A 23176-nucleotide genomic window follows, 5' to 3' on the forward strand; every position below is an offset into this window, starting at 1 on the left:
TTAATTGTTGATTGTTGTATTGTTAAATTGTTGTTTTCGGTTTATGTCATTTCGAATGCAATGAGAAATCTGGAGCATTTCATAGCCCCGCAATATTTCAGATCTCTCACAGGCGTTCGAAATGAGGTTGTGCTTTTTGCTGCCGATGCAGGCTTTTAGTTTTGTCATAAACCAATAACGAGCATCAAACCATTAAAAAGCGCTTGCCTTCAGCTTCAAACCGGCAGTTTCCTTCAGGCCGAAAATCAGGTTCATATTCTGTATTGCCTGCCCCGATGCACCTTTCAGCAGATTATCTATCAGGCTGGTTATAACTAGATTTTCCCCTTGTTTATCCAGGTGCAGCAGGCATTTGTTTGTATTCGTTACCTGTTTCAGGTCTGGTGTTACGTCTACTACTGTAACAAAAGGGTGGCTTCTGTAATAACTTTTATACATCTGCTTTGCCTCTTCCAGGCTTAAATCAGACTTGAGGTAGCTCGTACAAAGTATACCCCGTGTAAACGGTCCACGGTATGGCACAAAATTTATACTTGGCAGCTCCTGCTTCTGCATAACGGTTAATGTACGTCGTATCTCGTTCAGGTGCTGGTGCTGCAGTACTTTATAGTTGGATATGTTGCCGTCGCGCCAGCTGTAGTGCGATGTGCTGCTCAGGCTCTGCCCTGCCCCAGTGCTGCCGGTAATGCCACTTACATGCACTTCCTGCTGTAGCTGTTGCTGCTCTGCCAAAGGCAATAGCGCCAGCTGTATAGCCGTGGCAAAGCAACCTGGATTGGCTATGTTCTGTGCCTCTTTTATCTCGTTGCGCTGCAGTTCTGGTAAGCCGTAGGTAAATGTTCTTCCGTAACCCTCAACTGTAGCATTTGTTATACTTTCGTTCCAACGGAAATCCTGGCTCAGGTCGATGATCTTTATACTTTTCGGCAGGTTTTCAGCTTCCACAAACTTCTTCGCTTCGCCGTGGCCTACGCACAGAAACAATACATCTACATCTGTCTGCAGCGCATCGGTAAAGTATAATTCGGTATCACCCAGCAGGTCTTTATGCGTCTCATAAACCGGCTTTCCTGCCTGGCTTTTGCTGTGCACAAACGCTATATCTACGTTAGGGTGGTTTACGAGCAGGCGCAGCAGTTCGCCACCGGTATAGCCAGCGCCACCTACTATACCTGCTTTTATACTTATTTCGTTGTCCATGCCTCTTCGGTATTGTTCACGCTGTGGTACAGTTTTGTCTGGTTGCCGAATATCTTGGCGAATCCTTTCACGTCGTCGGAGGTCCAGGCGCGGTTCATTTCGCCGTAGCTGCCAAACTTGTCACTCATTAGGTCGTGTGCACTTTCAATACCCTCTACCTGGAAGCGGTAAGGCGCCAGCAAAACATATACTTTACCGGTAACGTTTTGCTGCGTACTCTCCAGGAAAGCCTCAATGTCGCGCATTGTCGGGTCCAGCAGCTGACCTTCGTGCAGCCAGTTACCGTACCATGCCGAAAGCTGGTCTTTCCAGTACAGTTGCCACTTGGTAAGTACATGCTTCTCCAACGTATGGTGCGCCTTTATGATTACCAGCGGAGCAGCCGCCTCAAATCCTACACGGCCTTTGATGCCGATGATCGTATCACCTACGTGGATGTCGCGGCCAATGGCAAAGGGTGCAGCCAAAGCCTGCAAATGTTGAATGGCCTGTACGGGAGTTTCATACTTCTCGTCGTTGATGCCAACCAGTTCGCCTTTCTCGAAGTGCAGCGTTACGCGCTCCGGCTCATGCTTGCTAAGTTGTGTAGGATAAGCCTCTTCGGGCAATGGCAGGTTAGATGTAAGCGTTTCTTTTCCGCCTACCGATGTTCCCCAGATGCCTTTGTTGATAGAATACTGCGCTTTAGCAAAATCCATCTCAACGCCGTGCTGCTTCAGGTACTCAATCTCCTCATCACGAGATAAACGCTTATCACGAATAGGTGTGATGATCTCCACCTCTGGTATCAGCGCCTGGAATACCATGTCGAACCGAACCTGATCGTTGCCGGCGCCGGTGCTGCCATGTGCCACGTAATCTGCACCTATACTTTTAGCATGCTGTGCAATGGCGATGGCTTGCGTCACGCGTTCTGCGCTCACGCTTAACGGGTATACGTTGTTCTTAAGTATGTTGCCAAACACCAGGTACTTAATGCAGCTGTTGTAAAAGTGCTGTGTCTCGTTCAGGTGCGTGTGCTGCTTTACACCCATGGCATAGGCTCGGCGCTCAATTTCCTGCAGCTCCTCATCTGAAAAACCGCCAGTATCTACTATGGCAGAGTATACTTCCAGGCCCAATTCCTGCGCGAGGTAAATAGCACAATACGATGTATCTAAACCGCCACTAAAGGCTAAAACTACTTTTTTCATTTGGCTGAGTTACTTAAGAAGCGTTACGCTCGTTGTTGTTTATATTTTGCTGGCCAGGACGCACACGGTGGCGCATCCAGCGTTCGTTTAAACTTATGATTTTAGCTGTGGGTTGCTTTTCAGCTTTTGGCGCCTCCTGTTTTTGGACTACTGGTAACGCCATAAAACTCTCTTCCTTGGCAGGATCGTAAAGCATGGCGGTGCACAGGCAGTTTGTGCGGTTCTTGCTTTGCAGAATCTCAAAGTTTACGCAGCTGCGGCAGCCTTTCCAGAATTCTTCGTCATCGGTAAGTTCAGAATATGTTACGGGCTTGTAACCAAGGCCTGAGTTAATGCGCATAACAGCCAGCGCAGTTGTTAAACCGAAGATCTTGGCATCCGGATACTTGGTACGGGATAGTTCAAATACCTTTTGTTTAATCTGACGTGCCAGTCCGCTCTTGCGAAGCTCCGGCGATACGATCAAACCAGAATTTGCTACATATTTGCCATGGCCCCACGTTTCGATATAACAGAAACCGGCCCAGGTACCATCCGGGTGGAGCGCGATAACGGCCTTTCCTTCCAGCATTTTCTGGGCAATGTAATCGGGTGATCTTTTGGCTATACCGGTGCCACGCGCCTTAGCAGAAGACTCCATCTCGTTACAGATCTGTAACGCATGAATGATATGTTGCCCGTTAGCAACGCTTACAACAAATGCTGATTGATCCATCTTAAATGGTAAGATAAATATACCCAGCTGCGCCTAAACGCAGCACAATAAGTTAAATTGATTTAAGTATAAGTACAGTTATTACCGGCAATTGTAAATTTGCCTTTGCATAAACTGTAAACGTAAAATATGTAGGGGGACTGAAGATTACCGCATAGGTAATCAAAAACGCTGTAGGCTACCGCCTGTAGCGGACCGTAAGTATGTTGGCCCTAAAAACTATCCTGGTTAATAGGATAGAAAAAGTCGCACACTCCATGGCTGGAGCATGATTTATCAAAGTTGATAAAGACGACATTTTTTTCATTTCTGTTTATAAATGGTAAGGTAATGTTATACCCTTATTTGTTTGCAAAGTTTTCAGATAAGTTTTTTTAAATCCAAATGCTTTCTTAAAAAACCTTTAAAGTTTATATGCTCTATTGTTTTTGTTTTAACTCAAGGGCTTTTTTATAGCTAGCAGTATGATTGGCAAGTTCTTTTTAGGCTGTAGCTAATTGTTTAAAATACTTAAATTGCAGCCACATTTTAACAGCTGCCCGTAGATCGGCTGATCAAATTTTGTCTTAAACATGAAAAACATTTCTATCCGGGTTATCATTGGAATTTTATTTTCCGCCATTGGTCTAGCGTCGCTGCTTATCTCTAAACAAGCACTTACGGCCGCTGTTTGGTTAAGCTTTGGTAATGGGCTTATACTTTCTGATTTAAGACTGTCAGGTATAGACAAAAACGGAAATACATTTGAAAAGCCTATCCCGAGAGCGCGAACAATAACGGCTATACTTTTAATTGTATTTGCGGTGCTGCTTCTTTTATTCCAGGTTTTTCTTGACTTCCAACAGGCAACTCCCGCTGCAGTTCCTCAGCCTTAAATTCGGTTTTCAAGTACAAAATCTACATTAAACACCTGGTGCTCTCTTTTCAATTTCATCCGAATCTTTCGGCCTGGCCGGCTGTCTATCATATCTAGTATCTCGGGTAGTTGCAGGTCTTTACATTCCTGGCCATTGATGGTCAATATCTGGTCTCCGGGCTTTAGGCCTACCAGTTTGGCAGGTGTGTTATCAATTACATTAGAGATAACATAGATGTTGGTGCCAGGCAATGGTGTGGTAATTTCGAAACCAGCTAAGTTGTAGTTAAATGGATCTTTAAATTTACTGTTGGGCAATAAGGTTAGTTTGTTGTGCGGGTAATCAAGTATAACCGTAAACCTGTTTAAAATATCGGAGCCCAGGTTGCCGTTGCGGTTCGCAATATTAAGGGCAAGCTTGATCGCTTCCTCGTCTGGGTAAGATGCCGGTAAATTAGAGAGTTCATAACGGCCCAACCTGAAAGCATCGAGGCGTCCTATTTTACCATGGATGTCCCCGCCGAGGCCTCGCCCTAAATAAGCCTCCATTACTTTAGATGGCAATGTGAGCCTGTTGTTTGTAGGCAGGTACAACGATAGCGTATGGCTGGCTCCGGTGTCTAATACCAGTTTAACCTTCAGGGTATCCCCGTTTTGCTGGCGCACGTTACCGTATACATAAGCCTTTGTTTCCTCTATGTGTAATGGAAACTCTTCTGCTTTACGCTTTTTCTTCAGTTTTACATCGGGGCGGTAAAGTGTGAGCACTTTGGTTCCGTAGTTTATCTTAACTATAAAGTTCTTGAATATATCATAGCCAATAATACCGTGCACAGGCATTCCCATACGATGCGATAGGTTAAACACATCTTCCAACAGCACATACACCTGGTGGTTATCTCCCTGAATGCCGGGCATATTCATGGTGTTTCCACTTGAATACAAGGCCTCTATATCGTGGCCGGAGCCGAGCCCGCGAATGGCTACTTTATCAGCAGAGTTCAGGCTTAGCGAGTCGGAGTAAAACAGACGGGTGATAAGGGTGTTCCTAACCCCTGAGTCAAGTATAAAATTGAGCTTCCTGGAGTCGTTTATCTGAACCGGAATGATGATCAGGTTATGAACGAGCTTAAATGGAATGTTTATTTTTTTGCGGTTAGAAGTAAAGTATACCGTATCATGCTCGAACTTAGACTGTGCCTGGGCAAGTGAGGTTTCGGGCAGAAGAGTGAGTAGCAGACAAAGCAGTATGAGGAAACCGGCTCTTGTCATAGTATGGCGCTTAACTTTTTGCTAATATTAGCTTATGCCTAATAATACGTAAAAAACTCCAAACTGATTACATGCTCTAATCTGATCTTTAATAATTTATGTGGTTTTAGTATAACATCGCATATAGCTGCTTGCTTATATAAACAGCTATGCATTTGGAAACCCGGCAACAAACTAACTTTGTTTTGAAGCGCAACAGTAGATGGAGATAGTTACATTATTTATGAGGCACAAATAAACAAAAGCAGCAGCTTTTACAATATCAGCAATTTACATAGGCAGCACCTCTTGCTGCTATACTTTTGCGTAGAACAGTAGATGGAAGTCCTGATAATTTTCCTCATCATCGTGCTGGCAGCTGTTGCTTACCTGGTCAATGCCGTTTATATTAAAGCGAAAGGAAAGAAAAAACGAAACAGGCATTACGATCATTATTGGTAAGCACCTGGTGCGGTGATAGCTCCAAGTTTCCTTTAGATTTAAATCCTCAGGGCATGTATAATGTCAACATGTACATCGCTTTTTTTGCAGCCTGATTCATGTTTCGGTTAAATTGAACTCAGCTAATATAACAGCAACTTTACAGCCTTAGTATAAGCCGCTGCCGATATACTCGCTACTATTGAATTTGCACAAATCTCAGCAAGTAAAAACTCCCCTTAAGCAGCTAGCGTACCTAAAAGCCTGGCAAAACTTACTTTTTCCTTAAAATTTAAGTATCTTAAAGTATAACGTAAAAACCACGCTTACGAACAACTTATACTTTTCTAATACATGCACTACATAGATCTTTCCATTTTTGCGGCTTATATGCTGGCAATGCTGGGAGTCGGATTTTACTTTCTAAAAAAGAACCAGGGCGCAGAAGATTACTATGTTGGCGGACGCTCCATGAGCAGCGGACACATAGGGCTTTCTGTAGTGGCTACTGATGTTGGCGGTGGCTTTTCTATTGGCCTTGGAGGCTTGGGGTTTGCCATGGGCTTATCAGGCTCCTGGATGCTTTTTACAGGCCTACTAGGCGCTTGGTTGGCGGCAGTTTTCCTTATTCCTAAGGTTAAAGAGAACCCAGCGTTTGCCAACTTCCTTACTTTCCCACAAATTTTTGGGCATTATTTTAATGCACGAGTCGCTTTGCTTGCCGGTCTTATTTCTGCTATTGGGTACACCGGCTTTACTAGCTCCCAGATACTGGCCGGCGCTAAACTGGCCAGCGGCACCTTCGTTGATTTAGATCTTAATACCGCCTTACTTGTAATGGGCATTATGGCAGTAGTTTATACTGTAATGGGTGGCCTTAAAGCGGTAATTTATACGGACACCATACAATGGGCTGTTTTGATGGGCGGGTTGATTTTTATCGGGATACCTGTTTCATTTCTGGCTATCGGCGGTGGAATGGAAGGTTTGAGCTTTGACCAGATCATAAACCCGGATTTTATAGCGGCGCAATCTTCTAAAAGTATGGCTGCCATTCGCACTACCTTACCCGCAGAATTCCTGAGTCTCACAAATATAACCTGGCAGCAGATTGTAAACTGGGCTATCACGATTATACCTATTTGGTTTGTAGGCATGACTCTTTATCAGCGCATATACGCTTGCCGTGATGTCAAAACAGCAAAGCGTGCCTGGTACATTGCCGGTTTTTTTGAGTGGCCAATCATGGCTTTTATGGGCGTTAGTTTAGGAATACTGGCCCGCGTTGCTGCCGAGCAGGGCATGTTTGATGCCTTGGGAACAGGCGGAGTAGTTGACCCTGAAACGGGATTGCCCATGCTGTTGCGCTCCGTGTTGCCTGTCGGTTTAATGGGGCTTATGCTGTCAGCATACTTTTCGGCCATACTATCTACAGCAGACAGTTGCCTGATGGCTTCTTCGGGTAACATTGTAACCGATGTAATCAGCCATTTCAGGAAAATAGACCAGGACCACCCTTCTACCCTGCGCCTTTCGCAGCTGGTTACTTTGCTTGTTGGAGCTTTTGCGCTGTGGCTGGCCACCATGATGACGAACGTGCTTGACCTGATGCTGTACTCCTATGCTTTCATGGTGTCGGGGTTGTTTGTGCCGGTGCTGGGAGCCTTGTTCTGGAGCAAGCGCAGCAGCGTGGCTGCTTTTTGGGCCATGCTGATGGGCGGTTTGGTAACAGTTGTGTTGCAGGTATTTATGCTAAGTACAGCGGCAGCAGAAAATGAGGCTGCTATGCTGGCACAGCAGCTACAGGCTTATTTCAACGATGGTGTCCAATTTGCCGCCCTTAGCACACTAGAGTTGCAGGAGTTAGTTAGGCAAACAATTGCAGCAAACAGCATAGTACACATACCTGTGCTGGGCCTGACCTTTAGGTTGCCCTATAACCTCGACCCTAATTTATTCGGACTAATCACTTCCGCAATTTTATACTTTACGTTAACACATTTATATCCTGATAAACCAAAAAACAAAACATGGCAGAAAACAACACGGTCAGCTACGAGATCTACAAACCCGGAAACGATTCAGAATTAAACCGCGACGAAGTACTTGATTTCTTGTTTGAGCACCTGGATGAATACGGTGATCAGCGCGCAGATATCGCGAAGTGTATGGATTATGCTCTCTCTTCTGCTGAAGGTAAAGGAGGCTCTGTGGAGGTTGCACGCGAAAACGGCAAAGTGGTTGGTGCGTTGATATTGAACAACACCGGCATGAGCGGCTACATTCCAGAAAATATACTTGTGTATGTGGCAGTACACAACAGTCAGCGTGGAAAAGGCGTAGGTAAAAAGCTTGTTCAGCTGGCTATCGAAAACACACAGGGCAGCATTGCCTTGCACGTGGAGCCGCAGAACCCTGCAAAGCACCTTTACGAAAAGCTTGGTTTCACGAACAAGTATTTAGAATACAGACTACAAAGATAAAAGATGGCAGTTTTAAAGCTGTATAAACAGAAGCTACAACACAACTACAACCACCTCGATAAAGTATTTAAGCAACACGAAATTGATTGGGGTATAGTAACAAAGTTATTATGCGGCAACGAAATGTTTCTAAAAGAGGTGCTGGAGCTTGGCGTACAGGAAGTGCATGACTCCAGGGTCACTAACCTGAAGGTTATCAAAAACATGGCCCCGCAGGTGCAAACCGTATACATAAAGCCGGCTCCTAAGCTAAGTATACCGGATATTATACAGTTTGCTGATGTGAGTTTCCAGACGGAGTTTGAAATAATCAAGCTTTTATCAGATGAGGCTGTAAACCAGGGTAAGTTGCACAAAATCATTATTATGATTGAAATGGGTGACTTGCGCGAAGGTGTAATGGGCGATGACCTGATTAACTTTTACGAGAAAGTATTCCAATTGCCAGGTATCTCAGTTATTGGTTTAGGTGCCAATTTTAACTGCCTGCACGGTGTAATGCCCACCCGCGATAAACTCATACAGCTCAGTTTGTACAAGCAGATCATTGAGGCCAAGTTTAACCGCAAAATACCTTGGGTATCGGGAGGCACATCTGTCACTATTCCGCTGCTGTTCAACCACCAGATGCCGCAGGGCATAAACCATTTCAGGATTGGAGAGGCGCTTTTCTTTGGGCTTAACCTGTTTACAGGCGAAACCTTTGAGGGCATGCACGACGATGTGTTTGAGCTTTACACCGAAATTATAGAGCTGACAGAAAAACCTATGGTTCCGAGCGGAATAATGGCAGAGAACCCAAGTGGCGAGAGTTTCGAGATAGATGAAAGCCTGTATGGCAAATCCTCTCACCGTGCTATCCTGGATGTGGGGCTGCTCGACATCAACCCGAAATTCCTTATACCGAAAGATGAAAGCCTAAGCGTGATTGGTGCCAGTTCTGATATGTTGGTAGTAGAGCTCGGCGAAAATGAGCACAACTATAAAGTTGGCGATGTGCTTCGGTTTGGTTTGCGCTATATGGGCGCGCTAAGTATACTTAATTCGCGCTATATTGCGAAGGAGGTGGTAAAATAACTTATTTCTGGTGCTGCGATGGGCCGCTAGCACAATTGTGCGGTAAATACTTTCATATGATTATATTTACCGGGAATTTTTAAAAACACATTTGATCTTTAGCCTATGCACTACCATGAATATCATGAGTTAATTGAGAACAACCTGCTATGGGCTGAAGAGAAACAACAGCAGGACCCGGAGTACTTTGTCAACCTGGCGAAAGGGCAAAAACCACCTTACCTGTTTATAGGCTGCTCTGATAGCCGCATGCCCTTAAACAGCTTTACTAAAACCGAACCAGGAGAGCTGTTTATACACCGTAACGTGGCCAACCAGGTATCGCTTACAGACATGAACCTTTTGGCCGTGCTCGAATACGCCGTAGAAGGCTTGCAGATAAAACACATTGTAGTGTGTGGCCACTATTGCTGTGGTGGTGTAGAGGCAGCTTATAAAAACAGCGCAACTGGTGTTGTAGAAAACTGGGTAAACCCTATACGGGAGTTATACCTTAAAAACCGTGCTGAAATTGATGCTTTGCCCACTATAACCGAACGCACCAACAAGTTATCAGAGTTAAATGTGGTGGAGCAGGTAAAGAACATTTGCAAAACATCTGTTATGCACCGGGCCAATAAGGCGGGCACCGCTCCTGCTGTGCACGGCTGGGTGCTGGATATTTCTAAAGGGCGCATTATCGATTTACCATTACCCATACACGACTGGCGTGCATTGGGAATAATTCCGTAAAGCATTTTAGTATGGCCTTGGGTTTAAATGATCGTTTGGATGCTATTCAAACCCAAAGCCATACTTTCTCGTCTTTATCAGGAATATAGATTCATATAGAAATACCCTGATACATGCCTAAGAAAACGCTGTTTCGCCGCATTGCCTATCCGTTTCAAGAATTTCTCCGCGCCGAGGCCTTCAGCGGAATCTTACTCATTATTATTACGCTTATCGCACTTGCCTGGGCAAACTCACCGTGGGGCGCGTCATACGTTAAAACCTGGAATACGGTACTTACCATTCAGTTAGGGGCGTTTGGTTTATCTAAGGCAGCCATACTTTGGATTAACGATGGCTTAATGGCCATTTTCTTTTTTGTGGTGGGCCTGGAAATTAAACGGGAAACCTTAACAGGAGAATTGTCTACGTTCCGGAGCGCTGCATTTCCGGTGATGGGAGCCATTGGCGGAATGGTGGTGCCTGCCGGTATTTTTGTGCTTTTCAACCAGGGCCTGGATAGCTTTGACGGCTGGGGAATACCCATGGCCACCGACATCGCCTTTGCCATAGGTATACTTTCGTTATTAGGCCCACGTGTGCCGCTTTCGCTTAAGCTGTTTTTGGTTGCCTATGCCATTGTAGATGATATTGGCGCTGTAATGGTAATCGCACTTTTTTATACCGCAGATTTAAACTTACTGGCTCTCTGGGTTGCTCTACTTGTTTTTGGTGTGCTGCTAATATTTAATGCGCTGCGAGTGCGTAATATTCTGTTCTATTCCTTGTTCGGGTTAATTATGTGGGTCGCCTTTCTCAAATCCGGGGTGCATGCCACAGTAGCCGGCATTTTATTGGCTGTAACCATACCGGCCCGTTCAAAAATTTCGGAGCAGGATTTTATCAGCAGTACCGATACTATACTTGGCGAACTACACGCTACCCACGCTGCACATAAACCGCCACAAGAAAATTTTAAAGAGGAGGACTTTCAGGCTGCCGTGCGCACCATCGAAACTAATTGCGAAGAAGTGAGATCGCCGTTGCACAGGTTGGAACACGCGCTGCATCCTTGGGTGGCTTATGCCATCATGCCGGTATTTGCTCTATCAAATGCCGGCATATTAATCAATTCGGAGCTTACTGATGGTTTTTCGAACCCGCTGACCTGGGGCATTATACTAGGCCTGGTGGTGGGTAAACCTGTTGGTATAGTTCTCTTCACGCTTCTGGCCTCTGTGAGCAGGTTGGCCCGTAAGCCGGCAGCTTACTCCTGGACACAACTCATCGGGGTTGCTTTTTTGGGCGGCATCGGATTTACCATGGCCATATTTATTGCGAACCTAGCTTTTGTAAACTCCACCTATCTACCACAAGCTAAACTTGCCATACTTTGCGCCTCCTTTGCTGCAGGCTTGCTAGGGTATTTGCTGCTTCGCTTCGGTAGTAAAAAAGAAACTGAGGATGATGTGTAGAGACTGTTTCAGAGGTGTAGAAGCCAGTTAGGGCATTGAAAACAATTAACCTGTTGAGCTAATTAAAAGAGCAGCACAACCTATAGTAATATAGCTTGTGCTGCTCTTTTCCTTCAAGTTAAATTACTATGACCCTAATATAGCGTCAAGCAAGCCTACTTCCTCGGTTTCAGCCTTAAATACAAGCAGAGGAATGTCCATGTCGTGGCGCAGCACTTTCTCGGTAACGCTGCCTAGCACAAAATGAGCTGCTGCCGTCATGCCTTTCGCACCTATCACCAACAGGTCGGTGCGGGCACGTTTTGCTTCCAACACTACCAGTTCGCCAATATCGTCTTCATCTTCTTTCTTAACAAGTACAAACTCAGCCCTGTCACGCAGTTCCGGAAATTGGCTTAACAATCTATCGTATTTTTGCTGGGCAAAGCCTCGCATACGTTGGTCAAAGTCTTCGTAACTAATGCCAAGCGTGCGGTAGCCAGTAGGCACCTCGTATACGTGCAGGCACATTACCCGGATGTTTGGCTTATTAAGCGCAGAACCGAGCACCCTGTTTAGAGCCATTTCGCTGTACTCTGAGAAATCAACGCTGACCATCACATTATTTAACCGCGGTACAGCTGTTTCCGGAACAAACAAAACACTTACCTTGCCAGTACGCAGCAACTTCTGCACCAGCACACCGCTACCTCTTAAGCGCAATTTACGACCAACCAGCATTTGGTCTGCTTGCTTTACCTTAGCCCAATGCAGTAAGGTTTTAAGCGGTGCCCCCTCCTCTACCAGCACCTCAACACTTGTGTTAGCGCCACCAAAGGCGGCATCAACTTTAGCTGCTATAAGTTGGCGGATGTTTTCATCGGCAGGCAAGTCCTTGCGAACCAAGCCCTCCATAATTTCCTGCGGAATCTCTAGGCTTTTCTCTACATGTATAAAATAGACTTTTTCTATCTGCAACTCAGCACTTAAAAATGCTGCGTAGGTGATAAGAGTGTCGTCCATGGGAGTTAGGTCGAGGCCTACCATTAGTCGTTTGAGCGTATTCATGGTATTGTGGTTGTGGTGAAAAATTTAAAAGGCATTTACAGGCTGCGGCCGTATTAGCGCAACTTATTGCCTGTAACTATGTACTACATTCTAGTTACGTAGTGTATGTATTAAATATATATATAAAAATAATATTTAAATGCTTATAGCTTTAACAACATGTTTTTTGATTGCCTTTTCTGCGCCCTGGCTCTATAAATGGCTAGGTAAACATGTTGTTATTCCGATGGCATTGCTGCCGTTTGGCGTAATGGCCTATTTATCCACTTTGCTCCCTGATGTACTTCATCATGTGCCTGTCGTGCAAACGCATACATGGGTTCCTTCCCTGGGTATTAACCTCGATTTCAGGCTGGATGGGTTGAGCTTGCTTTTTGCCTTGCTCATCACCTTTTTTGGCGGCCTGATCATGATTTATGCAGCAGCTTACTTAAAAGACAATCCTTTACTGGGCAGGTTTTATCTTTTCCTGACGCTATTTATGGCTGCCATGTTGGGTTTGGTAACGGCAGACAACTTCTTTTCCCTCTTCCTTTTTTGGGAGATCACAAGCATAAGTTCTTACCTGCTTATCGGGTTTGATAACAAGAACAAAACAGCCAGAACATCAGCTTGGCAGGCTTTACTTGTAACCGGAATGGGCGGCCTGGCTTTGATGGGTGCTTTTATACTTATAAGTATAGGAACAGGAAGTTATACGTTCAGCGAGTTGCTCCGGCAGGAAAGTGACTTTAGCCAACATGCCTTTTTTGCGCCGGCCTTGCTGCTTATACTCCTTGGTTGCTTTACTAAATCGGCGCAGTTCCCATTTCATTTCTGGTTGCCAAATGCTATGGCCGCACCAACGCCTGTTAGTGCCTACCTGCATTCTGCTACAATGGTTAAAGCGGGAATTTATTTATTGGCCAGGCTTTCGCCGGTGTTTTCAGGCTCAGAAGTATGGCAGCTTACCCTGGCCGGAGTTGGAGCGGCAACTGCATTGCTAGGTGCTTTTCTGGCCTTACAGCACACCGACATGAAAGCTATACTGGCCTACACTACAATTAGTGCTCTTGGGCAGATGGTAGCCATGCTGGGCATTGGCACGCCGGCGGCACTAAAAGCCATGGTGGTATACTTGCTTGCTCACGCGCTGTATAAAGGCACTTTGTTTTTGGTAGCAGGCACAATAGACCACAGTACTGGTAGCCGTAACCTAAACAAACTACACGGGTTGGCTAAAAGTATGCCTGCAGTAGCCATAGCAGCTACGTTGGCTACTTTATCCATGGCTGGCATAGTGCCATTTCTGGGTTTTATCGGCAAGGAGCTACTTTATGAGGCTGCCCTGGAGAGCAGTTTTCTGGTACCTCTTCTGTTTGCAGCCACATTTCTGTCTGGAGTGGCTTACGTAGCTGTGGCTATTGCATTAGGTTACAAGGTTTTCTGGAAGAATACGAAAAAGCAAATGCCCATTACCCATGCTCCTACTCCAAAGCTTTACGGGCCTCCCCTTATACTTGGCATCATAGGAGTTATACTTGGGTTGGCTCCTAACCTCCTCATCACGCCGGTGCTGGAGCGTGCAGCGCAAAGTATAAGCGGCAGCCTTCATACTGAGCTCGAGCTACACATCTGGCATGGCTTTACGAAAGTGCTGGCTCTTAGCATCCTGACTTTATTGCTGGGACTCTTGCTATACCTTATTCACGACCGGATACTAAGACACAGCAGCAAGCTTAAGGGCATTTACGCGCTGGGGCCTGATAGCCTATACCGCCGCTTATTTCAGGGTTTCCTGCATCAAGCCAAATTATTTACTTCTGCTATCCAGGATGGTAACCTGCGGCGTTACGTGATCTACATTATACTGTTTTTTTCTGGCCTGATGCTGTACGTACTTTGGTTTAAAACTCCCCATGTGCTGTTCTCGTCAAGGCTACACCTGTTGCAGCTGATATCCTTCCATGAGGTGGTTTTGTTTGTTTTAGTTGCCGCTGCACTTTTATACTTGCTTGGTACCCGGTCCAGGCTTACATCCATTGTCGTGATGGGGCTGGTGGGATATTCCGCTGCTTTGATTTACATTTTGTTTGGCGCACCGGATGTCGCTGCCACGCAACTGCTGATTGAAACGCTTACAGTTGTCATATTTGTGCTGTTGCTGCATAAGCTGCCCGCTTTTATTTATTTATCCCATCAGTTTAAGAAGTATAACTACATAGCCATAGCTCTTCTTTTTGGTGCGGTGATGACCTATACCATGCTGCTGGTGCAGGACCACGCGGTGGCATCTGAGTTAAAGGATTACTATGGCAAAGCAAGCCTGGCAGAGGCACATGGGCGCAATATCGTAAATGTGATTCTGGTGGATTTCAGAGGGCTTGACACGTTGGGTGAAATTACGGTTTTAGCGGTGGCTGCCTTGGGTATTTTTGCCCTGATGCGGCTGCACCCGGAGAAAGGAGAAAAGCCATGAGAACGCTGATCTTTGCAACGGCCATCCGCATGCTGACACCGGTATTCCTGGCTTTTTCGATCTACATTTTGTTTCGGGGGCACAACCACCCCGGCGGCGGTTTTATCGGTGGCCTTATCGGTTCTATTGCCTTTGTTTTTCATATACTGGGGCTTGGAACCCGGCAAACAGCTAAATCATACTTCAGCATAACATTTTACAAGTATGACCGAAAACCGCACCACGGCACTATACGGCATGCGCTGCGGCTTCTCCGGAAGAATTTAGACCGGCGCAAGCAAAAAGAGAAGCCAAAATCTATATGGAATTACTACCTGCTCCGGCTGCGGCCCACTTACCTGATGGCTGTAGGCTTACTGGTGGCGGTAGCAAGTGGCATGGTAGGCCTTGTTTTAGGCAAGCCTTTTATGACAGCCTATTGGGTAGAGGGCAAAATACCGGTAATCGGCTCCTTAGGCACACCGCTTATGTTTGATGCCGGCGTATACTTGCTGGTGTTGGGCATGGTATTGAAAATGGTTTTTACGATTTCAAAAGATTAGGCGCAATGGAGATATTACTTCCTTTTTTAACCGGTATACTTTTTTCTGTAAGCTTATACTTTATACTGCACCGGCACCTGTTCAAGCTTATACTTGGGATTATACTTTTCGGGCTGGCCACAAATCTTTTCCTGTTCGTGGTTGGCGGCATGACCCGTGGCGGGATTGCCATTATAGCCCAAGGAAACGATTTGCCCTCAGAGCCATATGCAGACCCTGTGCCCCAGGCCCTTTTACTTACAGCTATTGTCATTGGCTTTGGTATACAGGCCTTTGCCATCGTACTTATCAAGCGGGTGTACCAAACCTTTAAATCCAATAACCTGGACGACCTGAACAACAACGAGAAGATCTGACCCTGAAACCTGACATGCCTGCTAACCAGTTACTTGTTATACCCTTACTCCTGCCCCTGCTTGGTGCCATTATAAGTGTGTTTTTATGGAACAGCATAAGATGGCAGGCAGTGGTTGTGGCCGTGGTGCAGTTGGCTTTTATATCTGTTTCGGTTATCATGCTGCAACAGGTGCTGCAAGCAGGCATACTTACAACGCAGGTTGGGAACTGGCCAGCGCCATTTGGTATTAGCCTGGTAACAGATGTGTTTAGTTCGCTGCTGCTGCTTACTACAAGTATAGCGGGCCTTGGTGTGTTTATGTTCTCACATACAGCCCTCGATCAGTCTCGGAAGCACTTTGGTTATTACCCGCTGTTCCTGCTGCTGCAAATGGGTGTTAGTGGTGTTTGCCTTACAGGTGATATTTTTAACTTGTATGTATGGTTCGAGGTATTGCTTATTTGTTGCTTTGCCTTAATTGCCCTGGGTAGCCGTAAATCTCAGCTGGAAGGTGCTTTGAAGTATCTGACTATAAACTTTGTAGCTTCCGGTTTGCTGCTTTCGGGCATTGGTGTAGTGTACTCACTTTATGGGGCCCTTAACCTGGCAGAGCTTGCCAGGATTGTACGATCAGACCACCCTAACCTGGACCTGCTGCTGGTGCCTGGTATTTTCTTTTTGACAGGTTTTGGCATCAAGGCAGCAATTTTTCCTTTGTTTTTCTGGTTGCCTGCTTCCTACCATGCGCCACCTATAAGTATATCTGCTTTTGTAGCTGGTATTATCTCTAAAATCGGGATGTACACGATGCTCCGCTTGTATACCCTGATTTTCTCCATAGAGCTCGAAGCTGCTCAGCCGCTCCTGCTCCTGCTGTCAGGACTTACCATGGCGATAGGGGTAGTTGGGGCAGCCGCACAGGTAGATTTTCGTAAGATCTTATCCTTCCATGTTATCAGCCAGATAGGCTATATGCTGATGGGCCTTGCAATTTATACGCCGCTTGCTGTTGCTGGCAGCATTTTCTTTATCATCCATAACATGCTCGTTAAAACAAACCTGTTTCTGGTTAGCGGGGTTGTGGCACACCGGCATCATTCATTTTCGCTGTTAAAACTTGGAGGGGTATACCTGCGGCATCCGACACTAAGCTTTTTGTTTTTGATATCAGCCTTATCGCTGGCAGGTTTACCGCCATTGTCGGGTTTTTGGGGCAAGCTGATGCTGGCAAAAGGTGGCTTTGAGGCAGGCCATTATTTGCTGGTGGGCACATCGCTCTGCGTAAGTTTAGTGACGCTGTTTTCGATGACAAAAATCTGGAACGAAGTGTTCTGGAAACCCCGGCCCAGACAACTAAAGCAGCAGCCTGTAGTAACGGGCAAAAGCTACATTATGTACCTGTCTATTATCTATTTGCTTGTGTTTATACTATTACTGGGAGTAAGTGCCGAGCCTGTTATACAAATGGCAAAGCTTTCCGCGGATCAGCTCTTTAACAGCGAAATTTACATAGATGCCGTACTTAATCCGGAGAGAGCAAACTGACTGAAATTTATACGAAATGAATACTTTTTACCTGCATAGTGCCCTATCCTTTATCGCTGCGTACCTGATCACGCACCGGGACCCTCCGCCTTTGCCTTACAATGCTTTTACGGCAGCGTTTGTGTTCCTTTCTATTTTCTGGATGCTCTGGCTTACAACGTATTTCTACAACCGGGTATACTTCCGAAAAATGCCAAAGGTGATTGCTTTCGGTGCGTTTTTCATAAAAGAGCTGATCGTTGCTAATTTAAAGATCGCATTTGATATTGTTACACCACACTTTTACATGCGGCCCACGGTTATAGCCTTTCCGCTCGCCGCCAAAACAGACCTGGAGATAACATTGCTTTCCTGCATCATATCGCTTACACCTGGCACGCTGTCAATAGATGTGAGTGAAGACAAGGAAGTGCTTTACATACATGCTTTGTATGTAAAAGGAAATGATATAGAACACCTGAAACATAAAATAAAAGACGGATTTGAAAGGCCTTTACTAGAGCTAACATCATGAGCCTGTTCCAGATTACGCTTACTATCGCGATGGCCGTTTTAAGTTTGTGCCTCCTGCTTACAGCCATCAGGTTTGCCATCGGCCCCACCCTGCCGGACAGAATTACCGCTTTTGATTTAATTGTCGCTAATGTGATCGGTATTATAGCAATTTACACAGAGTACAGCGGAAACGAAGACTTCCTGGATGTGGCCATCATACTTTCTGTATTCGGTTTCCTGGGCTCCATTACGTTTGCCTATTATATCATGAGAATTAATCATTGACATGCTGCAAGACTACGAATTACAAGTAATTAAAGAAGTTGTTAGCTGCGTACTTATATTGGGCGGCGTCACGTTTATGTTTATTGCCACCATCGGCCTGTTGCGCTTCCCCGACTTTTATACGCGCATGTCCGCCATCACAAAGGGCTCGTCGTTGGGTGTGGGCCTTATTCTGATTGGCCTCGGCATATATTTTAACCAACCGGATATAATGCTGAAGGTGCTTGCCATAATTGCATTTACCTTTATCACAGCACCCGTAGCAGCACATGTTATTGCCAGAACAGCAGTCAGGAATCGCTCTCCGTTCTGGAGCAAAACCAACCTGAAAGAATTTAAGCCATACTTAGATAAGGAACACCTTGAAAAGGTAAAGAACCACGACATGTACAGAGCGGAGGCGGAGGCGCAGGTGGAGCAAAAGCCTAATGGTGGTGGTGATACCTGATGAAGGGCCTTATTGACTGTGCATAGGTTTCAAGTGCGTCAACGGAGTGCACCAGATGGTCCGGATAAGTCAGCGCCGTTAACCGGCCACCAAACACACAGCCGGTATCAATATTAATGGTGTTATTGCGCCACAGGGGCTCATGTACCGGGGTGTGGCCGTATACTACAATGGCATTTCCGCAATACTCAGCTGCCCAGTCCAGGCGCACAGGTAGCCCTTTATCATCGATCTCGCCTGTAGTGGGGCCGTAAAGGCACAGTTCCCTCACGCCTTTGGTGTTTAACCCGTGCAGTTCCTCTTCCAGTCCGGCATGCGCAACCACAAGGCGTCCATGGTCAAGTATGATATGGTGTGGCAGGCTCCCGAGGAAATTCTTTATTTTTTGCCTGAAGCTGCTGTCGTATTTTTTGAGCTGCGCTACTGTTATTTCCAGGCCGTGCCTAATTTTAACGCTTCGCCCCGAAAGCATGCGAAACAGTTTGTCGTCGTGGTTGCCGCTTACGCAATACGCAAGGCCGGCATCTACCATGTTCATTACCAGCCGCACCACCTCCGGCGAGTTGGGGCCACGGTCCACCAGGTCGCCTACAAACAGCACAATGCTGCTGTCAGGCCGTGTGATGTGGTATTGTTGCTTTTGTTCGTCAAACGCAACCTTGTAATGCAACTCCTCCAGCAAAGACACTAATTCCCTGAAACAGCCGTGCACATCGCCTATTATATGAAAGGGCCCTTGCAGGTGCGGTAGCTCTAAAATACTTTGTGTAGCTGCTTGTTTTCTAGGCATAAACTCTTCTCTCCTTTTACTGCATTTTAGGTTTAGGATCGCTTTATCCAGTAATTAAACAGAAATCAGCAATTTAGGTTAGGCTGTAAGCTGGTATTTTTATGTATAGCAGTTGGTAATTTTGCCAACTTTTAATTGGCCTTAGCCGTTGTTCTGCTTAATTTGCAGACTTCATTCTATATATTTTTCAGGCGTACCCTCTGAAATGCCCTACTTTAAAAAAATAAAGATTCCACTTCTCTGGCTTCGCCGCCATACTTCCGACAGGGAATTCATGCTACTATCGAGTGCGCTGGTGGGGCTTACTGCTGGCCTTGCCGCAGTTGTGCTTAAAACGCTGGTGCACTACATACACCTGTTGTTGGCTTATGGCAACCGCCTGCTCGACCAGCCCTACTGGTTAGTGGTTTTCCCGTTGGTGGGTATTTTACTTACGGTATTTATTGTAAGGGTGATGTTTAACGGTAAAATTGACCGGGGCACAGCAAACATACTTTTCAATATTTCGCAAAAATCAAGTATGGTGGAGCGGCACAAAATGTACTCTCATGTACTAACAAGCGGTATAACAGCCGGTTTTGGCGGTTCTGCTGGCCTGGAGTCTCCTATCGTGGTTACTGGTTCTGCCATCGGATCTAATTTTGGTCGCGAATACCACTTAAACTACCGCGACAGAACGTTGCTGCTGGCATCAGGTGCCGCTGCAGGTATTGCCGCGGTGTTCAACGCCCCAATAGCTGGAGTGTTGTTTGCCATAGAGGTTTTGCTTATCGACATAAGTATAACAGCTTTTATCCCTTTAATTATTTCTGCCGTAGTTGGTGCCCTTTGCTCTAAAATCATACTTAACGAGGACATACTTTTTAGCCTGGGGCAACGGGAGTTTTTTGAAGCGGGGCACCTGCCGTTTTATGTATTGCTTGGCCTGCTTACCGGAATCATATCGGTGTATTACACACGCATGGCTTTGCACGTAGAGGAATTATTCGAGGAGTATCAAAGTAAAGTATACACGCGTGCAATAGTTGGCGGCATGCTTTTAGGTTTATTAATCATGCTCTTTCCGCCGCTGTTTGGCGAAGGCTACGACAGCATCAGTCTATTGGAAAGCAACAATGCCGCGCTGCTGCTGCAAGATAGCTGGCTGGCCTTTTTTGGCACAAACGAGTGGCTTATACTTGGCTTTATAGGTGCCCTGGCGCTTGTAAAGGTGTTTGCTACAACTATAACCATTTCATCTGGTGGTAACGGTGGTAACTTTGCGCCCTCTATGTTTGTGGGTGCCAGCACCGGGTACTTTTTTTCAAAGCTGATGAACATGCTGCAGGTGAGCAACCTGCCCATCAACAGCTTCTCGATGGTGGGCATGGCAGGTATACTTAGCGGGGTAATGCACGCCCCCCTGACAGCGGTTTTCCTGATAGCGGAGATTACCGGGGGGTATATGCTGATGATACCGTTGATGATTGTGGCCGCAACATCTTTTGCAGTTGTAAAATACTTTGAGCCATACTCCCTTGACACCAAAAAACTAGCGCAGAAAGGGCAACTGCTCACGCATAACAAAGACAGAACGATACTGCGCATCATGCAGATTAAGCACCTGATCGAAACCGATTTTCAGGAAATATCCCCGGATGCCACACTTGGCGAGTTGGTGCAGGTTATAGCCCACTCCCGCAGAAATCTGTTCCCGGTAGTAAATGCCAAGCAGCATCTGGAAGGGGTTATACTTCTGGAGAACGTTCGGGAGATTATGTTTAAAACCGAGAAATACGATACTGTTAAAGTAAAAGAGCTGATGCTGAAACCACCCGCCCTTGTGCAGCATGATGATAGTATGGCTGATGTGATGAAGAAGTTCGATGAATCCGGTGCCTGGAACTTACCTGTGTTAGAAGGTGAATCATACTTGGGGTTTGTATCAAAATCAAGCATTTTTACCAAGTATAGAAAACTGCTCATTAAAACTACTGCAAACTAATGTATGGCAGACTGGTGTTAGGGCTTTAATTGTGTTGCTAACTCCTGTTTCTACTAGTTAACACCGATCACCTCTGAGGGTCGCTTAAATCTTTGCCAATACCCTCTACACCTGCTGCAGTTCTAAAACCGCTTACCAGGCAGTCTTTCCAGTAAGCTAAAAAAGAGTTTGACTTCGCACGCACCACTTCTATTTTACCTGGCCGCAGGTTTTCTCCCTCTTTCGGGTTATCCGATTTTATGACCACCTTGTTCGCCACTTTAGAGATTATCTTTTTACCTAACGACTGGCGTTTGTCTGCATCCTTTGTCAGGATATCCACTTTAAAGTCTTGGTAGCGCACATTTAAATTACCGGTTGCCTTGTTGCGTGTGAGCTCGATCTTAAAATCGCTGCGTTGCAATTTGCCTTCTTTTATACTTATAAAAGCTGTTGGCTCCAGTATGCTGTTAAGCGTAGCGGGGTTGGCAGGCCCTGCAGTTCCCTGTAACGTGTGGTAAGCGTTTGGGTCTATCAGGTTGAGGCGTGCTTCAACTGAAAGAGGCGCATCACCGTTTATACTTGCCGTAAAATTTATCACAGCCGGGTTTTTAGCCGACATCAGGTTTTTATCGTTCGTGATATTGGTGATAGTAGCATCGGCATTCTGAAATGTTATCGCACCCACTTCTGTGGCTTCCGGAGACAACTCTTCATACTTTATGTACATATCCTGCACAGTTACTTTTCTTACATTTAGTCCCGTTTTAAGTTGCTGTACAAGGTCGTGCGGTAATGGCTTCTCCCCTTTTGGGTTAAAGTTTTTCTTATCCATGTATGCGCTTAACGAAGGTTTTTTGATAACCATGTTACCCGCCTCAATATTATTGTACCTGGAATGTAGGCTGTAGTCTAGGCCGCTTATGTTTATCTCCGGCACATCAATATTAAAACTCGTAACGGCCATACTTTTACGTTGTGCCAAAGCAGCATTATTAACTAACGGTATAAGTTTAAGGTTGCCTACGTTAAGTGTTCCATCCGAAGTGTTTGCTTTAAGTGCTGATGCCTGCAGGCGATACGCTTTGCCAGGAAGATTATACGTTGCCTTGCCAGATGCAAATTCCATACTTTGTGCATAGTATGCCTTGCTTTTATCCTGAAAGGAAGTGCTGTCGAGTTGGAGATCCTTTACCTTAACTGTAAAATCCTGAAGGGATAAAACATCCGTTTCAGCCTCTTTACTTTCCCTTATGGCCAGGGTGCCTCCGGTTATGTCGATGCGCCCAATCTTCAGATTTTTAGCAATGCCCTGCAGCGAAACATGCAAAGGCTCATGCGTATTGGTTGTATCTGGGCGCATTGTTGTTAATATCAGAACAGGCCTGTTAATTTGCAGCCGGTTTAGATTCAAGGGTTTACCTCTAACTATCCCTAACAGGTTTATGCCTTTCAGTTGCGTTTCTTCTGCTGCCAACCGTAATAGGGAACGGGGTACCTCATTGGCGATAGATGTGTCTGTTTTTGCTGCTGTGTTTAGCTTCTCCCACGCCGCAAAAACTGGAGTCAGCAATAAACTATCGGCGCTGATGCTACCAGTAAGTATTCCGGCGTCTAAGCCATGCAGCTTCAAAGTATAAACTCCTTTGGTTTGCTGGTGCACCGTAGTTTCCAGCTTATTTTTAAGCCAGGGCGAAAACAAGGTTGCGGAGACAACGGAAAGTATAAGCAGTAATATGATGATGGCAAGTAATAACCATACCCACCATTTATGCAGTAAAGATTTAATAAACACGTATCGTTGCGTTTCGTTTCGGAATGTGTACGCATCAGGGAGAGGTGCGTTCTTAAATAGTGGACTTTA

General features: G+C 45.7%; 22 protein-coding genes. 15 read left to right on the plus strand and 7 right to left on the minus strand.

Features of this window, described 5'->3' with window-relative positions:
* Positions 1-192: 192 nt before the first annotated feature.
* The 3 genes from argC to Q1A23_RS08925 are packed head-to-tail and all read right to left on the minus strand — an operon-like array spanning position 193 to position 3108.
* Positions 193-1200 carry an N-acetyl-gamma-glutamyl-phosphate reductase gene (gene argC, locus Q1A23_RS08915; protein WP_299822121.1) on the minus strand — a complete coding sequence of 336 codons (1008 nt, stop codon included), beginning with the start codon at positions 1198-1200 and terminating at the stop codon, positions 193-195.
* Positions 1185-2393, minus strand: a complete 1209-nt coding sequence (locus Q1A23_RS08920; protein WP_299822123.1) for an argininosuccinate synthase domain-containing protein — start codon at positions 2391-2393, stop codon at positions 1185-1187. Before Q1A23_RS08920 ends, argC begins: the two co-directional genes overlap by 16 nt.
* Before the next feature lie 13 nt (positions 2394-2406).
* Positions 2407-3108, minus strand: a complete 702-nt coding sequence (locus Q1A23_RS08925; protein ID WP_299822125.1) for a GNAT family N-acetyltransferase — start codon at positions 3106-3108, stop codon at positions 2407-2409.
* A gap of 572 nt (positions 3109-3680) precedes the next feature.
* Between Q1A23_RS08925 and Q1A23_RS08930 the strand changes: the two genes are divergently transcribed.
* The gene (locus Q1A23_RS08930; RefSeq protein WP_299822127.1) at positions 3681-3983 is read left to right on the plus strand and encodes a hypothetical protein; all 303 of its coding nucleotides are present in this window, start codon (positions 3681-3683) and stop codon (positions 3981-3983) included.
* Here the strand turns inward: Q1A23_RS08930 and Q1A23_RS08935 are convergent.
* Positions 3980-5236, minus strand: a complete 1257-nt coding sequence (locus Q1A23_RS08935; RefSeq protein WP_299822129.1) for an aspartyl protease family protein — start codon at positions 5234-5236, stop codon at positions 3980-3982. The genes Q1A23_RS08930 and Q1A23_RS08935 overlap by 4 nt on opposite strands.
* A gap of 318 nt (positions 5237-5554) precedes the next feature.
* Between Q1A23_RS08935 and Q1A23_RS08940 the strand changes: the two genes are divergently transcribed.
* From Q1A23_RS08940 to nhaA, 6 genes are all read left to right on the plus strand, one after another.
* Positions 5555-5677: a hypothetical protein gene (locus Q1A23_RS08940; protein WP_299822131.1), complete on the plus strand. Its 123-nt coding sequence runs from the start codon at positions 5555-5557 to the stop codon at positions 5675-5677.
* Positions 5678-6010: 333 nt separating this feature from the next.
* On the plus strand, positions 6011-7747 hold the full coding sequence (locus tag Q1A23_RS08945; protein ID WP_299822133.1) for a sodium:solute symporter family protein: 1737 nt from the start codon (positions 6011-6013) through the stop codon (positions 7745-7747).
* Positions 7687-8139: a GNAT family N-acetyltransferase gene (locus tag Q1A23_RS08950; protein ID WP_299822135.1), complete on the plus strand. Its 453-nt coding sequence runs from the start codon at positions 7687-7689 to the stop codon at positions 8137-8139. Before Q1A23_RS08945 ends, Q1A23_RS08950 begins: the two co-directional genes overlap by 61 nt.
* Positions 8140-8142: 3 nt before the next feature.
* The gene (locus Q1A23_RS08955) at positions 8143-9216 is read left to right on the plus strand and encodes an alanine/ornithine racemase family PLP-dependent enzyme (protein WP_299822137.1); all 1074 of its coding nucleotides are present in this window, start codon (positions 8143-8145) and stop codon (positions 9214-9216) included.
* Between the two features lie 105 nt (positions 9217-9321).
* Positions 9322-9948: a carbonic anhydrase gene (locus tag Q1A23_RS08960; protein WP_299822139.1), complete on the plus strand. Its 627-nt coding sequence runs from the start codon at positions 9322-9324 to the stop codon at positions 9946-9948.
* A gap of 113 nt (positions 9949-10061) precedes the next feature.
* A complete protein-coding gene (gene nhaA, locus Q1A23_RS08965; RefSeq protein ID WP_299822141.1) occupies positions 10062-11402 on the plus strand; it encodes a Na+/H+ antiporter NhaA in 1341 nt (446 codons plus the stop codon).
* A gap of 126 nt (positions 11403-11528) precedes the next feature.
* Here the strand turns inward: nhaA and Q1A23_RS08970 are convergent, their stop codons facing one another.
* Positions 11529-12449 carry a universal stress protein gene (locus Q1A23_RS08970; RefSeq protein ID WP_299822143.1) on the minus strand — a complete coding sequence of 307 codons (921 nt, stop codon included), beginning with the start codon at positions 12447-12449 and terminating at the stop codon, positions 11529-11531.
* A gap of 139 nt (positions 12450-12588) precedes the next feature.
* Here Q1A23_RS08970 and mbhE point away from each other — a divergent pair, with 139 nt between their 5' ends.
* The 7 genes from mbhE to mnhG are packed head-to-tail and all read left to right on the plus strand — an operon-like array spanning position 12589 to position 18559.
* Positions 12589-14907, plus strand: coding sequence for a hydrogen gas-evolving membrane-bound hydrogenase subunit E (mbhE, locus tag Q1A23_RS08975; RefSeq protein WP_299822145.1), 2319 nt, complete (start codon positions 12589-12591; stop codon positions 14905-14907).
* A complete protein-coding gene (locus tag Q1A23_RS08980) occupies positions 14904-15449 on the plus strand; it encodes an MnhB domain-containing protein (RefSeq protein ID WP_299822147.1) in 546 nt (181 codons plus the stop codon). The genes mbhE and Q1A23_RS08980 overlap by 4 nt, the downstream gene beginning before the upstream one ends.
* A 5-nt stretch (positions 15450-15454) precedes the next feature.
* A complete protein-coding gene (locus Q1A23_RS08985) occupies positions 15455-15805 on the plus strand; it encodes an NADH-quinone oxidoreductase subunit K (protein WP_299822149.1) in 351 nt (116 codons plus the stop codon).
* Positions 15806-15819: 14 nt separating this feature from the next.
* Complete coding sequence (locus Q1A23_RS08990) at positions 15820-17331, plus strand: proton-conducting transporter membrane subunit (RefSeq protein WP_299822151.1); 1512 nt, start codon at positions 15820-15822, stop codon at positions 17329-17331.
* A gap of 16 nt (positions 17332-17347) precedes the next feature.
* The gene (locus Q1A23_RS08995) at positions 17348-17845 is read left to right on the plus strand and encodes a Na+/H+ antiporter subunit E (RefSeq protein ID WP_299822153.1); all 498 of its coding nucleotides are present in this window, start codon (positions 17348-17350) and stop codon (positions 17843-17845) included.
* Complete coding sequence (locus tag Q1A23_RS09000) at positions 17842-18111, plus strand: monovalent cation/H+ antiporter complex subunit F (RefSeq protein WP_299822155.1); 270 nt, start codon at positions 17842-17844, stop codon at positions 18109-18111. Before Q1A23_RS08995 ends, Q1A23_RS09000 begins: the two co-directional genes overlap by 4 nt.
* 1 nt (position 18112) lies before the next feature.
* Positions 18113-18559, plus strand: coding sequence for a monovalent cation/H(+) antiporter subunit G (gene mnhG, locus Q1A23_RS09005; RefSeq protein ID WP_299822157.1), 447 nt, complete (start codon positions 18113-18115; stop codon positions 18557-18559).
* Here mnhG and Q1A23_RS09010 read toward each other — a convergent pair.
* Positions 18537-19349: a metallophosphoesterase gene (locus Q1A23_RS09010; protein ID WP_299822159.1), complete on the minus strand. Its 813-nt coding sequence runs from the start codon at positions 19347-19349 to the stop codon at positions 18537-18539. The genes mnhG and Q1A23_RS09010 overlap by 23 nt on opposite strands.
* Before the next feature lie 205 nt (positions 19350-19554).
* On the opposite strand from Q1A23_RS09010, the gene Q1A23_RS09015 reads away from it, so the two are divergent.
* Positions 19555-21333: a chloride channel protein gene (locus Q1A23_RS09015; protein ID WP_299822161.1), complete on the plus strand. Its 1779-nt coding sequence runs from the start codon at positions 19555-19557 to the stop codon at positions 21331-21333.
* Between the two features lie 67 nt (positions 21334-21400).
* Here the strand turns inward: Q1A23_RS09015 and Q1A23_RS09020 are convergent, their stop codons facing one another.
* Entirely contained in the window at positions 21401-23107 is a 1707-nt protein-coding gene (locus tag Q1A23_RS09020; protein WP_299822163.1) for a DUF748 domain-containing protein, read from the minus strand.
* Positions 23108-23176 lie beyond the last annotated feature (69 nt).

This window comes from uncultured Pontibacter sp. (genome assembly GCF_947492645.1).
GTDB lineage: Bacteria > Bacteroidota > Bacteroidia > Cytophagales > Hymenobacteraceae > Pontibacter.